Raw genomic sequence first — 15,367 nt, forward strand, 5'->3', positions numbered from 1 at the left:
GCGATATTTTTTTCAAGTCACAAATTGGGTCACAAAATTTATCATAGTATGTATTATTTATTTTAAATTTTGAAATACCATCACTTAAAAAAAGTGTTTGAGCCTTCTGTGTTGTGAAAAAGTGTATCATCAATTCCACTAAACTTCCAAATGTACAAATTAATAATTTAATTTTTTGAGAAAACTTAATTTTATCTTTCCTTTTTATCTCTAAAGAAGGTGTTTCATGAGACTTAAGAATCAGCCAACAAAAAGAATTCCTTATAGTTGGCCATATGTGAATATTTAAGATGGTCCATTTTTCCACAGGAAATTTTGTTTCAATTTCATTTAACAATTCCATGACATGTTTATTTGAGTATCTTTTATCCATTAAATAGCTCTTTTTGTGAGTTGATAAATTCTGATGCATATAACAAATCATATGAATAGAAACATCTAATAGACACTCTGCATACCTTCAATTCTATCAACTTCTAACGACTGTTAGAAATGCAAAATCATGTATTACCCTAGATCCATTAGTGATAAGATTTGATCCATCAGCAAGAGGAATCGTCCAGGAACGAAGTGGATCATCGGTTTTCTCGGGAACTAAGACAGGGATTTGCCATCTAGATATCTTTGTAATACAGTTTAACTTTTCAAATTCATGTTGTATAGTCTCAAAACACCAGGAGTTCCATCCGCATTCAAACTCAGAATTCCCAAATTTTTTAAGAGACATAAAAACATCGTAGGGATATGGATTCACTATGCCAAAAATAATTCCTTTAGATCCTGCTCCCAAAAAGTGTGCAAAATTCTTTATCCATTGTGTCGTATTAAAAATACTTAATGTTCCCAACATAGTGACAACATCAAAGCTTTTTATATTTAATACATTAGTGTCACACATATCAAACTTTAAAAAATCTCCGTTAGGATATCTTTTTTTTGCCTCGTTTAGATTTCTATCAAACAAATCTATTCCTGTATATTCCCAATCTGGATAGTGTTGTGCAACAAATCTAATAAAATCTCCTGCTGCGCAACCAATATCTAGTAGAGAATGTTTTTTAGAAGTTTCTAAATGAGATTGAATCATCGCAAGAGCACTTTTAAAATATTCTTTAGGATTTAAAACATGATCTTCCTCAACATAAAAATTATCTAGTCTTTTGTTCGATAAATTATCCATTTATATTCTCCTATATTGATAAAATTTCAGTATGGTCTATGCGTGGTAGTTCAAGGCTTGTAAAATCACACAATTTATTGTTTGAACGAAATCCAATTTGGATACCAAGTTTTTTTAATACGTCTAGTGTTTTCTGATTATAAGAATTGCATGGATGGGCCATTGCATAAATATTCTGCGTTGAAAATTCCTTTAAGTGCTTGATATTGCTTGCATATTCGTCCTCCTGTTGTGTTCGCGATAAACAGGATAAATTTGTTGGATGCGTATAAGAATGAGCCCCCAAAATATGACCATGTGAAGAAAGGTCCAATAAATGCTTTTCTGTAAGCCACAATTTACAAGAAATTTGCTTTTTGTCTACGTTGTATTCCCGGAGAAGTGAGTCCATCATTTCAAAATATTTTTGTGGACCAAGCGTTACATCACGCAAATACCTAAAAAACCGATCATTTTGAGAGTAGAAACTAAATTCTCCTAGATGATTTTTTTCAGAAAATAATTCTCTCACTTTTTGCAAATCCATACCATGTCTATCAAGCCTTGAAAAAAAGATTTGATAAAACTCTTCTTCATTCTTGAAATAAACCGACTTAAAATATCGATAAACTTCTAAATTGCCCTGTTGTTTCTCTATGGCTTCTGAAGGAATAAACCAAAAAGCCTTAATCCTCCAATAATCCAAAACGTCAAGCGCAATGTCATATTGACACAAAAGTCCGTCATCAAAAGTAAAGCATATATCTGTTGGGTTAAGAGTGCCAGAAAAATGCTTCTCCATGTACTGTTCCGCACTTATAATGTTAAAGGCTTTTTTTATTTTTTTTATGAGAAGATGTAAATCTTCTGCAGAAATTGATCCTTGAGAACAATAATGATGCATCCCATGAAAATGATGAAACATGACAGAGGGAGCAATGCTTTTCATTGTGTGGCTAAAAACCTTGCTATTTCAAAATCTAATGCATCATCAATATCAACGGATCTTATTTTTGGCATGACGTAGCACTGAGAGCGGCCTGACCAAAGACCTAAAGGAAGAGTATGGCAATGCCATACATATACGGCACCATTAAGAGCATAAGCTTTTGGAGCATCTTGCCGTCTTTGAAACTCCACATCCAGGGTTTTAGAGCGTTTAGCCTGCCCTTCATCATTGATTTCAACCAAAGAAAAATAAGGATTTTTGTCGGTTTCATAAACAGAAAACACTACATCAACTTCATCTGTTAATAAATCATAACATGCTTTGATGTCAGAAGTGTTTCTAAGAGGAGTTGTTGGTTGCAAATCAATGACTTTTGCCACAGTCTTGCCTTGGGATATTAGAAAGTCTAAACAATGCTGTATAACGGGTAATTTTCCTGTATCATCTTCTGCAAGATGCGGTGGCCTTAGAAAAGGTACATTTGCACCGTATTTAAGGGCTATTTCAGCAATTTCTTGACTATCCGTTGAAACAATAACTTCATTTATGAATTCACACCCTAAAGCTTGGATAATTGTGTGTGCTATTAATGGCTTCCCACAAAAATCTAAGATGTTTTTATTGGGAAGCCCTTTTGAGCCTCCCCTTGCGCATATAGTAGCAATCGTTGTCATGAGTTTACCATTTGTGCTTTTTGGTAATCACTCATATTACCTATATCCATCCAATGCTCATGTATGGGAAATATGTTAATATTTTGTTTTTTGTCAACGAGATTTTGCAAAAATGTAGGCATATCTAAATATTCGTTAGTTTTGATATATTTAAGTGCTTCACTACTAAAACAATATACTCCTGCACTTACTAAATAGGAATAGGTTGGCTTTTCAATTATTCTGGAGAGTTTCATTTTATCACTGCATACAACCCCAAAGGGGACCTGGAACTGATAGTCCTTTGTACAGATGGTCCCAATTCCCTTATGTTGTTGATGGAACAGTAATAAATTCCTAAAATTTATTTTAGTTACCAGATCACTGTTCATAACAATAAAATCGGTGTTTATTTTTTCTTTTAATAGGTATAGAGCACCAGCAGTTCCTAGGGGTTCAGTTTCATGAATGCAATCAAGAGTGATATCTGAAAATTGCTTTTTTTGGAAGTGATTTTGAATCATTTCGGATTTGTAATGCATGGCAATAATAAATTTCTTAAAGCCTTGCAACCTTAAATTTTCCACAATATGTTCAATAATTGGCCTACCATCTATCGGAAGCATTGGCTTGGGTAGAGCGTTTGTAAGTGGCATTAACCTTTTGCCAAATCCCCCAGCCATTAAAACAACACAAGCATCTGTATCCAGATTCTCATCTATACTATCAATTGTCTCCAGTCCTATTACTTTTTTATCTTCACCAACTAAGGGAACAGCTAAAACACCGGTATGTTTCAAAATATCAAGTATTTCACCCTTTGTAAGATCAGAGGACAAAGAAATTGGGTTATTATTCATTATTTCAGAAACAGGAGAGGAGAGACCTATCCCTTTAAGCAAACCTCTTCTAATGTCACCATCGGTAACAGTTGCCAAAAGATGCCCATTTTCATCAATTATTAAAACAATACGTAAACCCGTAGCATCCAAAACTTCCATAGCACTTTTGATACTGACATCGGATTTTAAGGCGATACGACTCCAATTATTCTGCATTTTTGTATCTCGTTATTGCTGGAACCAATTGTTCATTCTCGATTACGGTTCCGGGGAGTATGACGGCTCCGGCGCCAACCATACAAAACCGTCCGATTTGAGCGCCACCCAAAACAATAGCACCTGGGGCTATGTGACTCCCCTCACCGATGACAACGTCATGCTCTATGATGGCTCCTGAATTAATAATGACGCCATCCCCAAGCTTTGCCTTCGTTTGCACGATGGCCCCATGGTTGATAAATATTCCGCCCTCAAGGTCAGCATTTTCAGAAACAATCGCCAAAGGAGATACGATATTTCGAAAAGAGGCCCCCTCATTCTTGTACCGCAAATACAAATTATACCTTTGCTTGAGCTGGTCTGGCTTCACTCCACCAATTCCCATAATGCATTGTGTAAAAGACCCATCTGTAAGCTTTGCCAAAAGCCCAAAGTTTTCGACTTTTGGATCAACAAACCCTACAAACTCTAGTCCATTGAGCTTTGCAATCTCTAAAACAACCCCCGCATGCCCACCGGCACCAATCATAACATAGCTCATAGGGACTCCAGACTTCCAACATTTTTTAAACATGGTTTGCCAGTCAACTCCCAAAAACTCAACGGTGATAGGCGAGATTCAGGGCGAACACTTAAGATATCATTCTTCCCCAATATTTGACCTTCTTTCAAATCTTGGGCGGCATATAATCCCCGGCGAACAAGGGGTTTGTTCTTGAGCTCTGAGGGTGACGGCTTTTTATCGTGGCTTCCCAATATTTTCTCTGTCAAACGTATGTTTTCCACCATTTCCCCAAATTCACGTGGATCGATAGATGCGCTATGATCAGGACCTTCAAGAGATTTATCGAGCGTAAAGTGTTTTTCAATCATCGTGGCGCCTTTAGCAACAGCCAAGATCGGAACCAAAATTCCCACCGAATGATCGGAATACCCGACTTTTAAACCAAACTTCTGCTTCATAGTTTCCAAAGCATTTAGGTTTATTTCATCAAAGGGTGCAGGATACTCGGAAGTGCAATGAAACAACACGACTTTGTCTTCTAAAATCGTCTTTGTTTGAGAATTGTTGTAACACTCAAGAATATGGGCAAAGCTTTTTGGCGTTTCACCTGGGTATGTGTAGCCATAATACAAAACAGCAAGCGCACTTTCTATTTCTTCCAGGGTGGCCATGCCCGTAGAGATAAGAACGCTTTTGTTCAACTGGGCTGCTCTCAACAATAGGGGGCCATAAGTCAAATCACCAGATGAAAACTTTATGATATTGGCGCCAAGAGACACCAAGAAATCAAGGCTTTCTAGGTCGAATGGCGTGGACAAAAAATCAATCCCCTTTTCTTTCGCTCTTTCGCAAAGCTCCTGATAATCTTCGGGTCTGAGCTCAAGTTTTTGGAGAAGGTCATGCTGAGTTTCCTTGTCATTCTCCTGCAACTGGTAATTTGCTTTGGGCGTCATCGGGTGAACAATTTTGGCGGTTTGAAAAATCTGAAACTTGACGGCATCCGCACCGACTTCTGCGGCTTGATCTACCAGCTCTCTTGCCAGATCCATTTGACCATTGTGATTAACACCAGCTTCAGCAATGATATATGTTCGATTATTCTGCATCATAAAACTTCTTATAGATAATATTGTTAAACGACGTCGCTTCCAGTACGCGACAGATCTTAGGAGCCACATCACCTGGAGTACCATAAATCCGAGAACTTTTTGATTTCAAGCCTAGCTTGCAAGATTGAATCGCATTTCTGATGCTTGTCGCATTATAGTCTGATTGAATGATACCATCAGGCATGACACGTCCTTCCTGGCGCTTTCCAATGTTGATCACTGGCGTATCCAGATAGGGGACTTCCAAAATACCACTGGAAGAATTTCCAATGACAATCTGTGCGTGCGCTACCATTTGAAGGTAGTTATCACCCAATGTCGGAATAAGAAAAACTCTTTCAGGCTGCTGATTGGACCACTCCTGCCACATCGTGTTGAGGATTTGACCACCTGGGTCTGGATTTGACATTGTAATGAGAATGGCATTCTCTTTGAATGAATCTAAGGCTTCAATGAGCGCCGTTGCCCGTTCATTTGACGGCTTATCATCTAGGGTAGAAGAATGTAACGTCACTAAGATGTAGTCCCCACTAGGAAGGGATAACTCCTCTAAAAGGTGATCTTTTTGTTTAACCTCTAAATTTGCCAAATTATCGAGTCCAATAGCCCCGACAACATGCACGGTCTCTGGTGCCTCACCCATACGTATCAGCCGATCTGCGTAACTTTGATGACTTACAAAATGAATATGGGAGAATTTGGAGATCGCATGTCGAAAACCTTCATCAAGAGACCCAAAGGTTACTTCTCCTCCATGAATGTGAGCAATTGGAATTTTTTGCCCATAAGCAGAAATGGCAGCTGTTAATGTTTCAAATCGATCGCCCAGCAAGACAACAAGGTCTGGAGAGAGGTCTTGAAATGTGCTTGCGAAACCATGAATGCCCGTTGCAATGGCTTGAGTCATCGAAAAATGGGTATCCTCTTGAGGAGAACACTCGACGACAGCTGCAACCTTAAAACCATCTTTTTCAATAACCTGCAAACCATTGTCTTTCAAGTGGGCACCGGTTGCAATGATAGATAATTCTGTACGTTGAGAAGCTTGTAGTAAACTCATGAGAGGCCTTAGAAGCCAATAGTCTGCGCGATTCCCTGTAATGACAGCTATTTTAGACATCACTCAAAAACGCACTGCTGGGAAGACAAACGACTCTGCCATAGAGATTCTCGGCATTTGAACAATCTGACCGGGGGCATGAAGTATTCATTGCGAGCATGTGGAGAGGCTTCCAAAGCGGCCTCAGAGCAATGCCTTCTTTGAGGGCGGACTCAATAATCTCGTTTTTGAAAGGGGCACATTCTGGTTTGAGAACAATAGCATTTAGCCAACAATTTGCCTTTCCATAAACATCTGGATCGAACATCTCCCCCATCTCAAATTCTTTAAATGTCCTTTGATAGGTTTCGAATAGCGTACGCTTCTTGTGCAATAGGGCGTCAATTTTTTTCAGTTGAGAAACACCCAAGGCAGCATTCAAGCTTGGTAAACGGAAATTGTAACCGATTATATCGTGCTCGAACTCGTAAGCATGGGGTATCTTCGCGGTTGTTACGATGTGGCGTATTTTATTAGCCATTTCTAAATCCTTGGTAACAATGGCTCCCCCGCCACCAGTCGTAATAATTTTATTACCATTAAAACTTAATATCCCCAAGCGGCCAATGGTTCCAAGTTTTTGTTGCCCGAAATTTGACCCAAGGGCCTCCGCTGCATCTTCAACAACTTGCAAGTTATACTTTTGGGCAACTTCGCTGAGTTCCTCAAAATTGAGGGAAGCCCCTAAAACATGCACCGGTATTATTGCTTTGATGGGTCGCTGTGTCTTCTTATTAATGAAGACACCCTCAAAGTTTAATTGGCCAATCTCTTCAAGATATTTATCTAATTTAACAGAATCGATCCCTAAGGTTTGCGTACTAACATCAACAAAGTGGGGGACGGCACCTACATGGTGAACTGCATTCGCAGTAGCTGCAAAGGTAATGGAGGGAATAATGACCTCGTCCCCTTGTCCAATTTCAAGAGCCTTGAGAGCAATAAAGAGGGCCGCAGTTCCATTGACGACACTTATTACGTAAGAACCTCCTAAATAGGTCGATAAATTTTCTTCAAATTCCTTGACCATCGGCCCTTGATAGGATACCCATCCTGAACGGACAGATTGGGCAACGTAATCAGCATCCATCCCATCAAAGAAGGGTTCATGTAGGCCTAAGGAATCATGTTTTTCAGGGAGTGCTCTTTTAAGACAGCTCAAAAAGTTGAAAGAGTGTGTCATTAAATTACATATCCTATATCACTTGCTCTTTCTTGGGCGGGGCGATTTTTAAACCAGTCAAGCGTTAATGCTAAGCCAGATCTTAAATCAACTTTTGGGTGCCAATTTAAAATGTCCTTTGCCTTTGAAATGTCTGAACAAAGCCGTTCAACTTCACTTTTTTCCGGCCTCAATCTTTGCTCATCTAACTCAATGGAGAGGTTAACTCCTGAAAGCTCTGAAATAAGACTTACAAGATCATCAATGGAAACCTCAACGCCTGTGCCAAGGTTAATGGTTTGGCCAAAGGTTTTTTCATTACCCAAGAAGGATGCCATCCCCTCAACAGTGTCTGTCACATAACTAAAGTCACGTGTCGCCTTTGTGTTGCCAAGCTTCAATGTCTTATTATTTAACAATGCTTGTCCAATAATTGTTGGGATTATCGCTCTGCCCGATTGTCTTGCACCATAGGTATTAAAAGGTCTCACAGTCGATACTGGCAATCCATATGAGCAATAAAATGAATGCGCCATTTGGTCCGCGCCAATTTTAGAAGCTGAGTAGGGGGATTGGCCCACCAAAGGGTGAGTCTCCGGAATTGGCACAAATTGAGCAGTTCCATAGACTTCACTCGTAGAAGTATGAATAACTTGAGAAACGTTAGCATCCAAGGCGGCTCTCAAAACGTTGAAGGTCCCTTTGATATTTGTATCAATGTAAGATTCAGGAGCGTTATATGAATAGGGGATAGCTACAAGAGATGCTAGATGAAATATGCACTCGACCCCATTGCTTGCTTTCTTGATTGAGTCTAAATCTCTTATATCGCCTAAACATATTTCAATATTTTTTAAAACAGAACGATCGAGATCTTTCAACCAACCAATATCGTTAAACGAGTTATACAAGCAAAATGCTTTGACCTTGCTCCCCTTTTTCACTAATAAATCAACAAGATGTGATCCAATGAACCCATCCGCGCCGGTAACCAAAATTTTCTTACTCATCGTGCATTCTCCGTCTTTGAATGCTTAAGTTCGCTATTATTTGTCATACACTTACCCCCGCTGAATTCCAATATTCTGTCACAGTCCTTTAATGTTGATAACCGGTGGGCAATCATAATGACAGTTCGATCTTGGCTAACAGCATGGATCGTATCCATCAAACGGGCCTCCGTATCATTATCTAACGCTGAGGTAGCTTCATCAAATATCAATACTTCTGGATTGCGATACAATGCCCTTGCAATAGCAATACGCTGACGCTCACCACCGGATAATCGAACACCTCGCTCCCCCACAATCGTTTTAGCTCCCTCCGGAAGAGCATTCATAAATTTACGAAGCTGCGCTGCATCAATAGCCCGATCAAGACGGGAGTCATCCACTTCTTTTTCACCAAAGGCAATGTTAGCCTCAATGGTATCATCCGTAAGATAGACGCTTTGCGGGACGTACCCAATCTTCTGATGCCATTGGTAGGAATGAACAGGAAATTTTCCATCGACCAGAATAGACCCTTCAGAGGGCTTTAAGAGGCCTAAAATAAGATCCACTAGCGTAGATTTTCCAGAACCTGTTTCACCTACAATACCAACACATTCACCCTTTTTAATTTCGAGATTGATATCAGAAAGGGCATATTTTTTAGTGTTTAAATATCTAAAACTCATATTGTTAAACCGAATTCCTTCCTTAAACTGAAAGTTAGGAACGTCGATGTAGTTTTCTTTTGCAGCCGCGGTCATATATTCATGATGAACACGCTCAATACAAGGAATAACAGACTTAAAAATATTAAGCTGATTAATCATGCGATTAAGCCCCGGCATAAGGCGAAAGCCTGCGTAAAGATAGCCACCCAAAATACCCATCATTTCAACGGGACTGTCTTGTTCCAGGCACAAGAATGCTATTGTTGTTACAAAAATACCTACAAATAAGATCTCAATGACCATCCGTGGCAAGGCATTAACGGCAGTTTGAATAGCTAATATTTTTGATTTTTTGCAAGAATAGTACTCAAAAGCATTGATGAATGCTTCTCGCTTCCCCAACAAGATAATTTCTTTAAAAGCATGAAGAAATTGAAGCAAATTATGATGAGCACCACCCGTTGCCTCTTGTAGTTTTAGGCCAAACCTATAAAAACGGGGCAGAACACCTTTTGCAACTCCCACTGAAAAAATTGCCCCAATTCCAAATATTGTGAGGGCTAAAGATGGGTTCATGTAGATAACCATTGAAATCAGGCACAAGAAAACAATGCTTTCTGATATAATACTTGCAATTGAAACCATACCTGCAGAAAACATCTGTTCCGCATCACCACCCACCACTTGCATACCAAGGGACGAATTGCGGGTAAGGTAAAATCCATAATCGGCCTCAGCATACCGATGAAGAAGCTTGTTTTTAAAGTGATAATTCATTTTCTGAATTGAAAAATTTTGGTAAAATACTTCTGCAGCTGCAACTAAATTTTTGATGAGATACACGGCACCCACAATCATAGCGATATACAAAACTACCCGGCCTGGTGATATTTCCTGAAGAATCCCTAATCTTTTTAAGTATTTTTGCCCCGACTCTGGCTGGTTCAAAACTTGAGCAAATACAACGATCACTGTTGCTGTCAGCACTTCGAGCAATGAAGTCACGAGCGCAAATCCCATTATCCCCAACCATTTAATTTTTTCTTCTCTCGTGAGAAGGGATCTGAGTTTTTGAATTGCTGAATAAATTGAAGGTGTTGACACTATATTTTTAACTTACCATAGCTGCCGCAGTCCGGGTGAAATCACCGAGACTGCGAAGGATTAATATTCATACACATAAAACGCAAAAGCGCTTAATGCAAACGATAATTACGCTGCTTCCACAGCATAAGTTGGAAGAGTCATTTGCATTTCTCTTCCCATAAAAGTCAGCAAGAGATGAACCCGACTTTTATCATCTAAAACCTCATATGTTGCCACATGATCTTTAAAAGCACCTTCCATAATACGCACTCTCTCACCCCTTACAAAAGTACTGAGACTTGCAACAGGCAGAATGCCATCATCAATCTCTTGTGAACGCAATTCCTCTATAATACGACTGGGAATACGCGCCGGAACCGAGTCTTGGGTCATCAACAAATAGGAAACCCCACGAGTTCCATTAACACTCCGCCAAGATGCATTTTCCAAATCAATGCCCAAAAAGATATAACGTGGAAATAATGGAGACAATACTTCCTCAACTTTGCGGGCATGGCGGCGAATTTTTTTAAAACGAGGTAAATACACCTCGTAGCCTTGATCAAGCAAATGTTGCTTAGCAACACACTCTTTCAAAGCATGCGTATGAGCCACAAACCAGGTAATCATGGTGTCACCTTTGAAATATGGAGAAGTTTTAAGCAGAGTAAGCGAGGATAATCGACCTTGTTCTTCAATACATCATACGTACCTTGAGGATTCATTAAATCTGTGATTAAAGCAGCATCATAAGATTGGAAATCCGCATTCACGGATACCACTTCAACACGAATGCCAGTACCTTGTGCCACAAGCTTGGTTATATCAGCCAAATCACCTTCTCCGACAAGAGCGATGTTCGTCCAACCAAGGTCTTTGCTTGTTTCAAGGAGCTCCTCACATTGGGATCTAGCATCCCTAAAAAATGTCATAGAACGCGCCAAATAATCCTTCACCATGTAGCTTTTTTCTTTAAATCCTTCAGGGGTTAAAAAATATTTGATGCGACGAGGAGATACTTGAGACGCCCGAATCCAACCTTTCGTTACGCAATGCTTTAAGTATTGGTTCATAAGCCCCAAAGCAATTCCGAGCTCACTAGCCAACCCCCGTTGCGTAAAAGATGGACTGCGCTCAATCTCACTCAGAAGATGCACCATCACTTTTTGCTCGGTTTGCTCGCGTGTGTCTTGAAAAGCGGCCATCTCTCTTAAATTACCCCTCTAAGTTAACAACGGATTAACGTTTGTTCATGAACAAAACTTAATCTACGTGCATACAAGAGTCAAGAACTTCTGCCGCAAATTAAGAAAATGTCATAGTTATGAACGGTCACATACCCATTTTAAGCCTCAAAGCTATCCCTTGTTCTTCCAAACATCACCTCCTTAGCCATGGCTCTTAATTGAACTCTGTTTTTAATAAAATCAACAAGATAATATACATCAATTTGTTACATATGTTTTATTTGTTTTTTATTTTCAAATAACTATTTATTAAGCTATGTATGCTTTAATAGACTATGGAAGCTGCTGTATTTACATTAACAAGGAGCATGAAAATGAATAAGTCTAAGTTTACCCTCTTCACACGAAAATTTACTTTCCTCACCTCAGCAACAGCATTAAGTATGAGTGCAGCCTTAGGCACGGTCAACGATAATCCAAGCGATCCTTTGCGCTCAAACGATTTCTGTTCAACGACTTGTCGTGTTTCTGGTCCATGTGAGACTAAAGCCGTTCAAGAACAATGTCAAAAAATCTGTTTATCAGACTGGAAGACTATTGCCAAAATACAATTGAAGGATAATATCGGCTTTAAAAATGCTAATGAACAGGAGCAACAACACCTTCTCAACAACTCTCCTATCGCACGCTGCGTCCTCCCCGAAAAAGCGGCCGAGACCCGCGCACTGAAGCCAGCCTTGAATACATCCCCTGGCAATGACTTATGTGCCGCTGCTTTGAAAAAGGAACTGAATGATTTTGAACATAGCCGCAGCTTCGTCATGCAGCCGATTCAGCCCCTTCAACCCCTCGCTATCCATCCTTTGCGCGGGGGATAGATGGGCTAAAATGCTATTTACAGTGACTTTAAATAGGCCAAAAATGGAAGATAGGTTATTGTTTTTAGGCGTTTTTTAGACATAACGAAGAGCCCCTGAGATGTCGGGGGCTCTTCGCACAAAATAAGGAAAACACAGGAGTTTCCTTATATTTTTCACTTTTCACTTTTCAATTTCTCTTTCAGCTGCAGCCATCGCATCCCGTCTTTTCTGGCGATATTCTTCAACTTTCAAGAGCTTTTCACGGGGAACATAATCGATATAGAGGGTTCCATTGATATGGTCAGTCTCATGTTGAATAAGCCTCGCGAGGTATCCTTCTGCCAAACCCTCAACAGGCTCGCCATCCATTGTAAATGCTTTGTAGCGAATTTTTTTGTACCGTTTTACGGGCCCTGCCACCTCAAGTACGGAAAAACAAGCCTCATAATCTTCTTGTTTATCCTCCCCGACAGATTCGTAAGAAGGATTAATCCAAATTGTTTTGTCCATGGTTTGTGTAAAATCAGGTCGCCACTTCTTTAAGCCTGGATTTTCGGGCGCTGCAAAAACAATGATTTGCTTGTCAATGCCAATTTGAGGAGCTGCAAGCCCCGCACAATTCTCTTCTGCATCATACTTTGCTTCTAAGATACGAATGTCATCCAAGTCTTCAAGTGTCAAAGGAAAAGTTAACTTCCGAGATGGCTTAATCAAAACAGGAGGTTTTTGCTCGCTTTCAAGATTAACAGTGCAATAATCTGGTAGAGGCTTGTCTGAAACACCCTTAGAAAAAGTTGTTGTCATCCTTACACCCTCCCTTAATAATCTACTGTTTCTACCTGATTCTTTTTAAAGTGGGCTTAAGTACCTCGGTTTATGATCGAATCATAGATCGCTTGATTGACAGAAACCTTCGCTTGCGCTCGCAAACTTTTCACGTAAAGAGCTGAAGCATCCTGATAAGCCAAATCGATCAGTTTCTTTTCCATTTGTTCACGCTTATCTTTAAGAGGCTTCGAGTCAAAAGGAAGAACTTTTTGCAACATCACAACCTGTATCCCACCATTTTTATTGTCTGGTGTTATCCCAAGTGCCGCTTTACCAAATTTTAACTCAAACATTTGGTTAATCAATCGTCCTGAAAATTGCTTGTGCATTTTGTCATCTTTTTCAGAATCTATTCTGCTCAAGGGCTCTAACATCTTAATGGACAACTTTCGGCTTAATGCCAATCGAGACAAATCAGAAACAGATCGAGCATCTTTTGCGAGTTGTTGGGCAACAATAGAGCTCAATTCTAGACGCTTTTGTTGCAACCAAGCTTTTGAAACTTTGTCCTTAATCGTTGTAAAATCTGGGACATGAGCCCCCTTGATGGCATTGACGTGCACAACATAAGAAGTTCCTTCTTTCGTGTCGATAACGGCACTGTCAGAATTTTCAGGTAAGGAAAAAGTTTGCTCTAATAATTCCTCTCTGCCAGCTTCTGGCAATACACTCTTATCATTTAGATCCTTGCCCATTTTTGAAACGACGTCGATAACTTGAACCTTAAAATTATGCTCTTTGGCTACTTCTGCCAAAGTGGCCCCTCCCGCTAAAGCATCTTCAACCTTATTCCGAAGCTCATAGATTTGGTCATTTGCCAATTGCGTCTTTAATTCAGACTCCAATAAGGACCTCATTTCCACGAATGACTTGGTAAAGCTTGGCTCAATTTTAGAGACAAGATAGACTTGCCACACACCTAATGGCGTTGAAATAGGCCCAACGACCTGACCAAGCTCTGAGGCAAACAACTGATCTGCCACTAAATCTGGCAACTGTTGTTTGGTAACCATACCAAGGTCTTTAAACTCTGCAGAGAAATCCCTTGCAACTGAAGGAACTGGCCGTCCTTTTTTCATGGACTCTACAGCTTTTTTTGCAACTTCTTCATCCTTAAAATTAACTTGCTTAACTTCTCTTTTTTCAGCGATCTCAAAATCAGCTTTGCGCCGTTCATATTCTTCACTCAACTTGTCTTGCGTTACGACGACCCGGTCTTTCAAAAGCTTGGGGTCAATTTCCAATAAGGTGATAGACCGCGTCTCCGGTAGCTTAAATTCTTCTGGGTTCTCTTTATAGAATTTTTCCAGATCTGCATCTTTCGGCGTTTCTTTTACAACCATTTTGCTAAAGGGAACCGTAACAACAGCAAACACACGTTGCTCAAAGAAACCTTGAAACAAGAGATCAACATAGGCCTTGGGAAGCTGCATCCCAGCGAACAAAGCACCGAAAAATTGCTGTTGCTGTAAATCAACACGCATATCTGCAATGAATTGGGATTCCGTAATATGGTTATTATGCAATAAGTAATCGAAAGCACGCTTATCAAAAGCACCTTGTTCATTCAAGAAGGCGGGAATGGTTTGAATTCGACGACGCACCACGTCATCTGTGACAACCAAATGACGCTTTTTTAACTCAACCCCAACCAAAGATTGATCAATCAAGGTATCCAGTATTTTTTGACCCAGATTGAGTTCCTTGATTTGTTCCGGCTTGAGTTGGCCTTTTGAGGCCTCTTGAGCTCGCGTAACCATGCTTTGATAGCGTGATCCAAATTCTTCCTGGGTAATGTTGTGGCTATCAACTGTGGCAACGGGGCGCATACTAACGTAATTTATGAAAATGTCAGCCACCCCCCACATGCTAAAGCTAACGACAAGAAGCACAAAAAGGGCCTTAACATACCAACGTTTGGATTGATCACGTAAATTTTGAAGCATGGATTTTTAACACTCATTCATTTGGCAACATTATCAAACAGTTTTTTATTGGCACCCGTCTCAAAAGTCGCTTAGACTTGCCAGACAATCTGAGGTCGGATAT

16 protein-coding genes are annotated in these 15,367 nt (G+C 39.9%); 1 reads left to right on the plus strand and 15 read right to left on the minus strand.

The genetic code is table 11. The features are described 5' to 3' along the window. The 13 genes from K2Y18_00005 to K2Y18_00065 all read right to left on the minus strand — a co-directional run. The coding region (locus K2Y18_00005; protein ID MBX9804120.1) for a hypothetical protein at positions 1-373 on the minus strand (373 nt) is incomplete at its 3' end. A 96-nt stretch (positions 374-469) separates the two neighbouring features. Continuing rightward, positions 470-1,180, minus strand: a complete 711-nt coding sequence (locus K2Y18_00010) for a class I SAM-dependent methyltransferase (GenBank protein ID MBX9804121.1) — start codon at positions 1,178-1,180, stop codon at positions 470-472. A 10-nt stretch (positions 1,181-1,190) separates the two neighbouring features. Continuing rightward, on the minus strand, positions 1,191-2,108 hold the full coding sequence (locus tag K2Y18_00015; protein ID MBX9804122.1) for a polysaccharide deacetylase family protein: 918 nt from the start codon (positions 2,106-2,108) through the stop codon (positions 1,191-1,193). Continuing rightward, complete coding sequence (locus tag K2Y18_00020) at positions 2,105-2,782, minus strand: acylneuraminate cytidylyltransferase family protein (protein MBX9804123.1); 678 nt, start codon at positions 2,780-2,782, stop codon at positions 2,105-2,107. The genes K2Y18_00015 and K2Y18_00020 overlap by 4 nt, the downstream gene beginning before the upstream one ends. Then, positions 2,779-3,819 (minus strand): nucleotidyltransferase family protein, encoded by a 1,041-nt coding sequence (locus K2Y18_00025; protein ID MBX9804124.1) that lies wholly within the window; start codon positions 3,817-3,819, stop codon positions 2,779-2,781. Before K2Y18_00025 ends, K2Y18_00020 begins: the two co-directional genes overlap by 4 nt. Next, the gene (locus K2Y18_00030) at positions 3,809-4,363 is read right to left on the minus strand and encodes an acetyltransferase (protein ID MBX9804125.1); all 555 of its coding nucleotides are present in this window, start codon (positions 4,361-4,363) and stop codon (positions 3,809-3,811) included. Before K2Y18_00030 ends, K2Y18_00025 begins: the two co-directional genes overlap by 11 nt. After that, a complete protein-coding gene (gene neuB, locus K2Y18_00035) occupies positions 4,360-5,433 on the minus strand; it encodes an N-acetylneuraminate synthase (protein ID MBX9804126.1) in 1,074 nt (357 codons plus the stop codon). The genes K2Y18_00030 and neuB overlap by 4 nt, the downstream gene beginning before the upstream one ends. Then, positions 5,423-6,559 (minus strand): UDP-N-acetylglucosamine 2-epimerase (hydrolyzing), encoded by a 1,137-nt coding sequence (gene neuC / locus K2Y18_00040; protein ID MBX9804127.1) that lies wholly within the window; start codon positions 6,557-6,559, stop codon positions 5,423-5,425. The genes neuB and neuC overlap by 11 nt, the downstream gene beginning before the upstream one ends. After that, a complete protein-coding gene (locus K2Y18_00045) occupies positions 6,549-7,718 on the minus strand; it encodes a LegC family aminotransferase (protein ID MBX9804128.1) in 1,170 nt (389 codons plus the stop codon). The genes neuC and K2Y18_00045 overlap by 11 nt, the downstream gene beginning before the upstream one ends. Beyond that, complete coding sequence (locus tag K2Y18_00050; protein ID MBX9804129.1) at positions 7,718-8,707, minus strand: SDR family NAD(P)-dependent oxidoreductase; 990 nt, start codon at positions 8,705-8,707, stop codon at positions 7,718-7,720. Before K2Y18_00050 ends, K2Y18_00045 begins: the two co-directional genes overlap by 1 nt. After that, the gene (locus K2Y18_00055) at positions 8,704-10,461 is read right to left on the minus strand and encodes an ABC transporter ATP-binding protein/permease (protein ID MBX9804130.1); all 1,758 of its coding nucleotides are present in this window, start codon (positions 10,459-10,461) and stop codon (positions 8,704-8,706) included. The genes K2Y18_00050 and K2Y18_00055 overlap by 4 nt, the downstream gene beginning before the upstream one ends. Positions 10,462-10,569: 108 nt before the next feature. Next, positions 10,570-11,073, minus strand: coding sequence for a transcriptional activator RfaH (locus tag K2Y18_00060; protein ID MBX9804131.1), 504 nt, complete (start codon positions 11,071-11,073; stop codon positions 10,570-10,572). Next, entirely contained in the window at positions 11,070-11,648 is a 579-nt protein-coding gene (locus tag K2Y18_00065) for a winged helix-turn-helix transcriptional regulator (GenBank protein MBX9804132.1), read from the minus strand. The genes K2Y18_00060 and K2Y18_00065 overlap by 4 nt, the downstream gene beginning before the upstream one ends. A gap of 356 nt (positions 11,649-12,004) precedes the next feature. On the opposite strand from K2Y18_00065, the gene K2Y18_00070 reads away from it, so the two are divergent. Further along, entirely contained in the window at positions 12,005-12,508 is a 504-nt protein-coding gene (locus K2Y18_00070; protein MBX9804133.1) for a hypothetical protein, read from the plus strand. A 162-nt stretch (positions 12,509-12,670) separates the two neighbouring features. Here K2Y18_00070 and K2Y18_00075 read toward each other — a convergent pair whose 3' ends face one another. Further along, positions 12,671-13,294 (minus strand): peptide deformylase, encoded by a 624-nt coding sequence (locus K2Y18_00075; protein ID MBX9804134.1) that lies wholly within the window; start codon positions 13,292-13,294, stop codon positions 12,671-12,673. A 56-nt stretch (positions 13,295-13,350) separates the two neighbouring features. Then, positions 13,351-15,264: a SurA N-terminal domain-containing protein gene (locus K2Y18_00080; protein ID MBX9804135.1), complete on the minus strand. Its 1,914-nt coding sequence runs from the start codon at positions 15,262-15,264 to the stop codon at positions 13,351-13,353. Positions 15,265-15,367 lie beyond the last annotated feature (103 nt).

It is taken from the genome of Alphaproteobacteria bacterium, from assembly GCA_019746225.1.
Taxonomy (GTDB): domain Bacteria; phylum Pseudomonadota; class Alphaproteobacteria; order Paracaedibacterales; family VGCI01; genus VGCI01.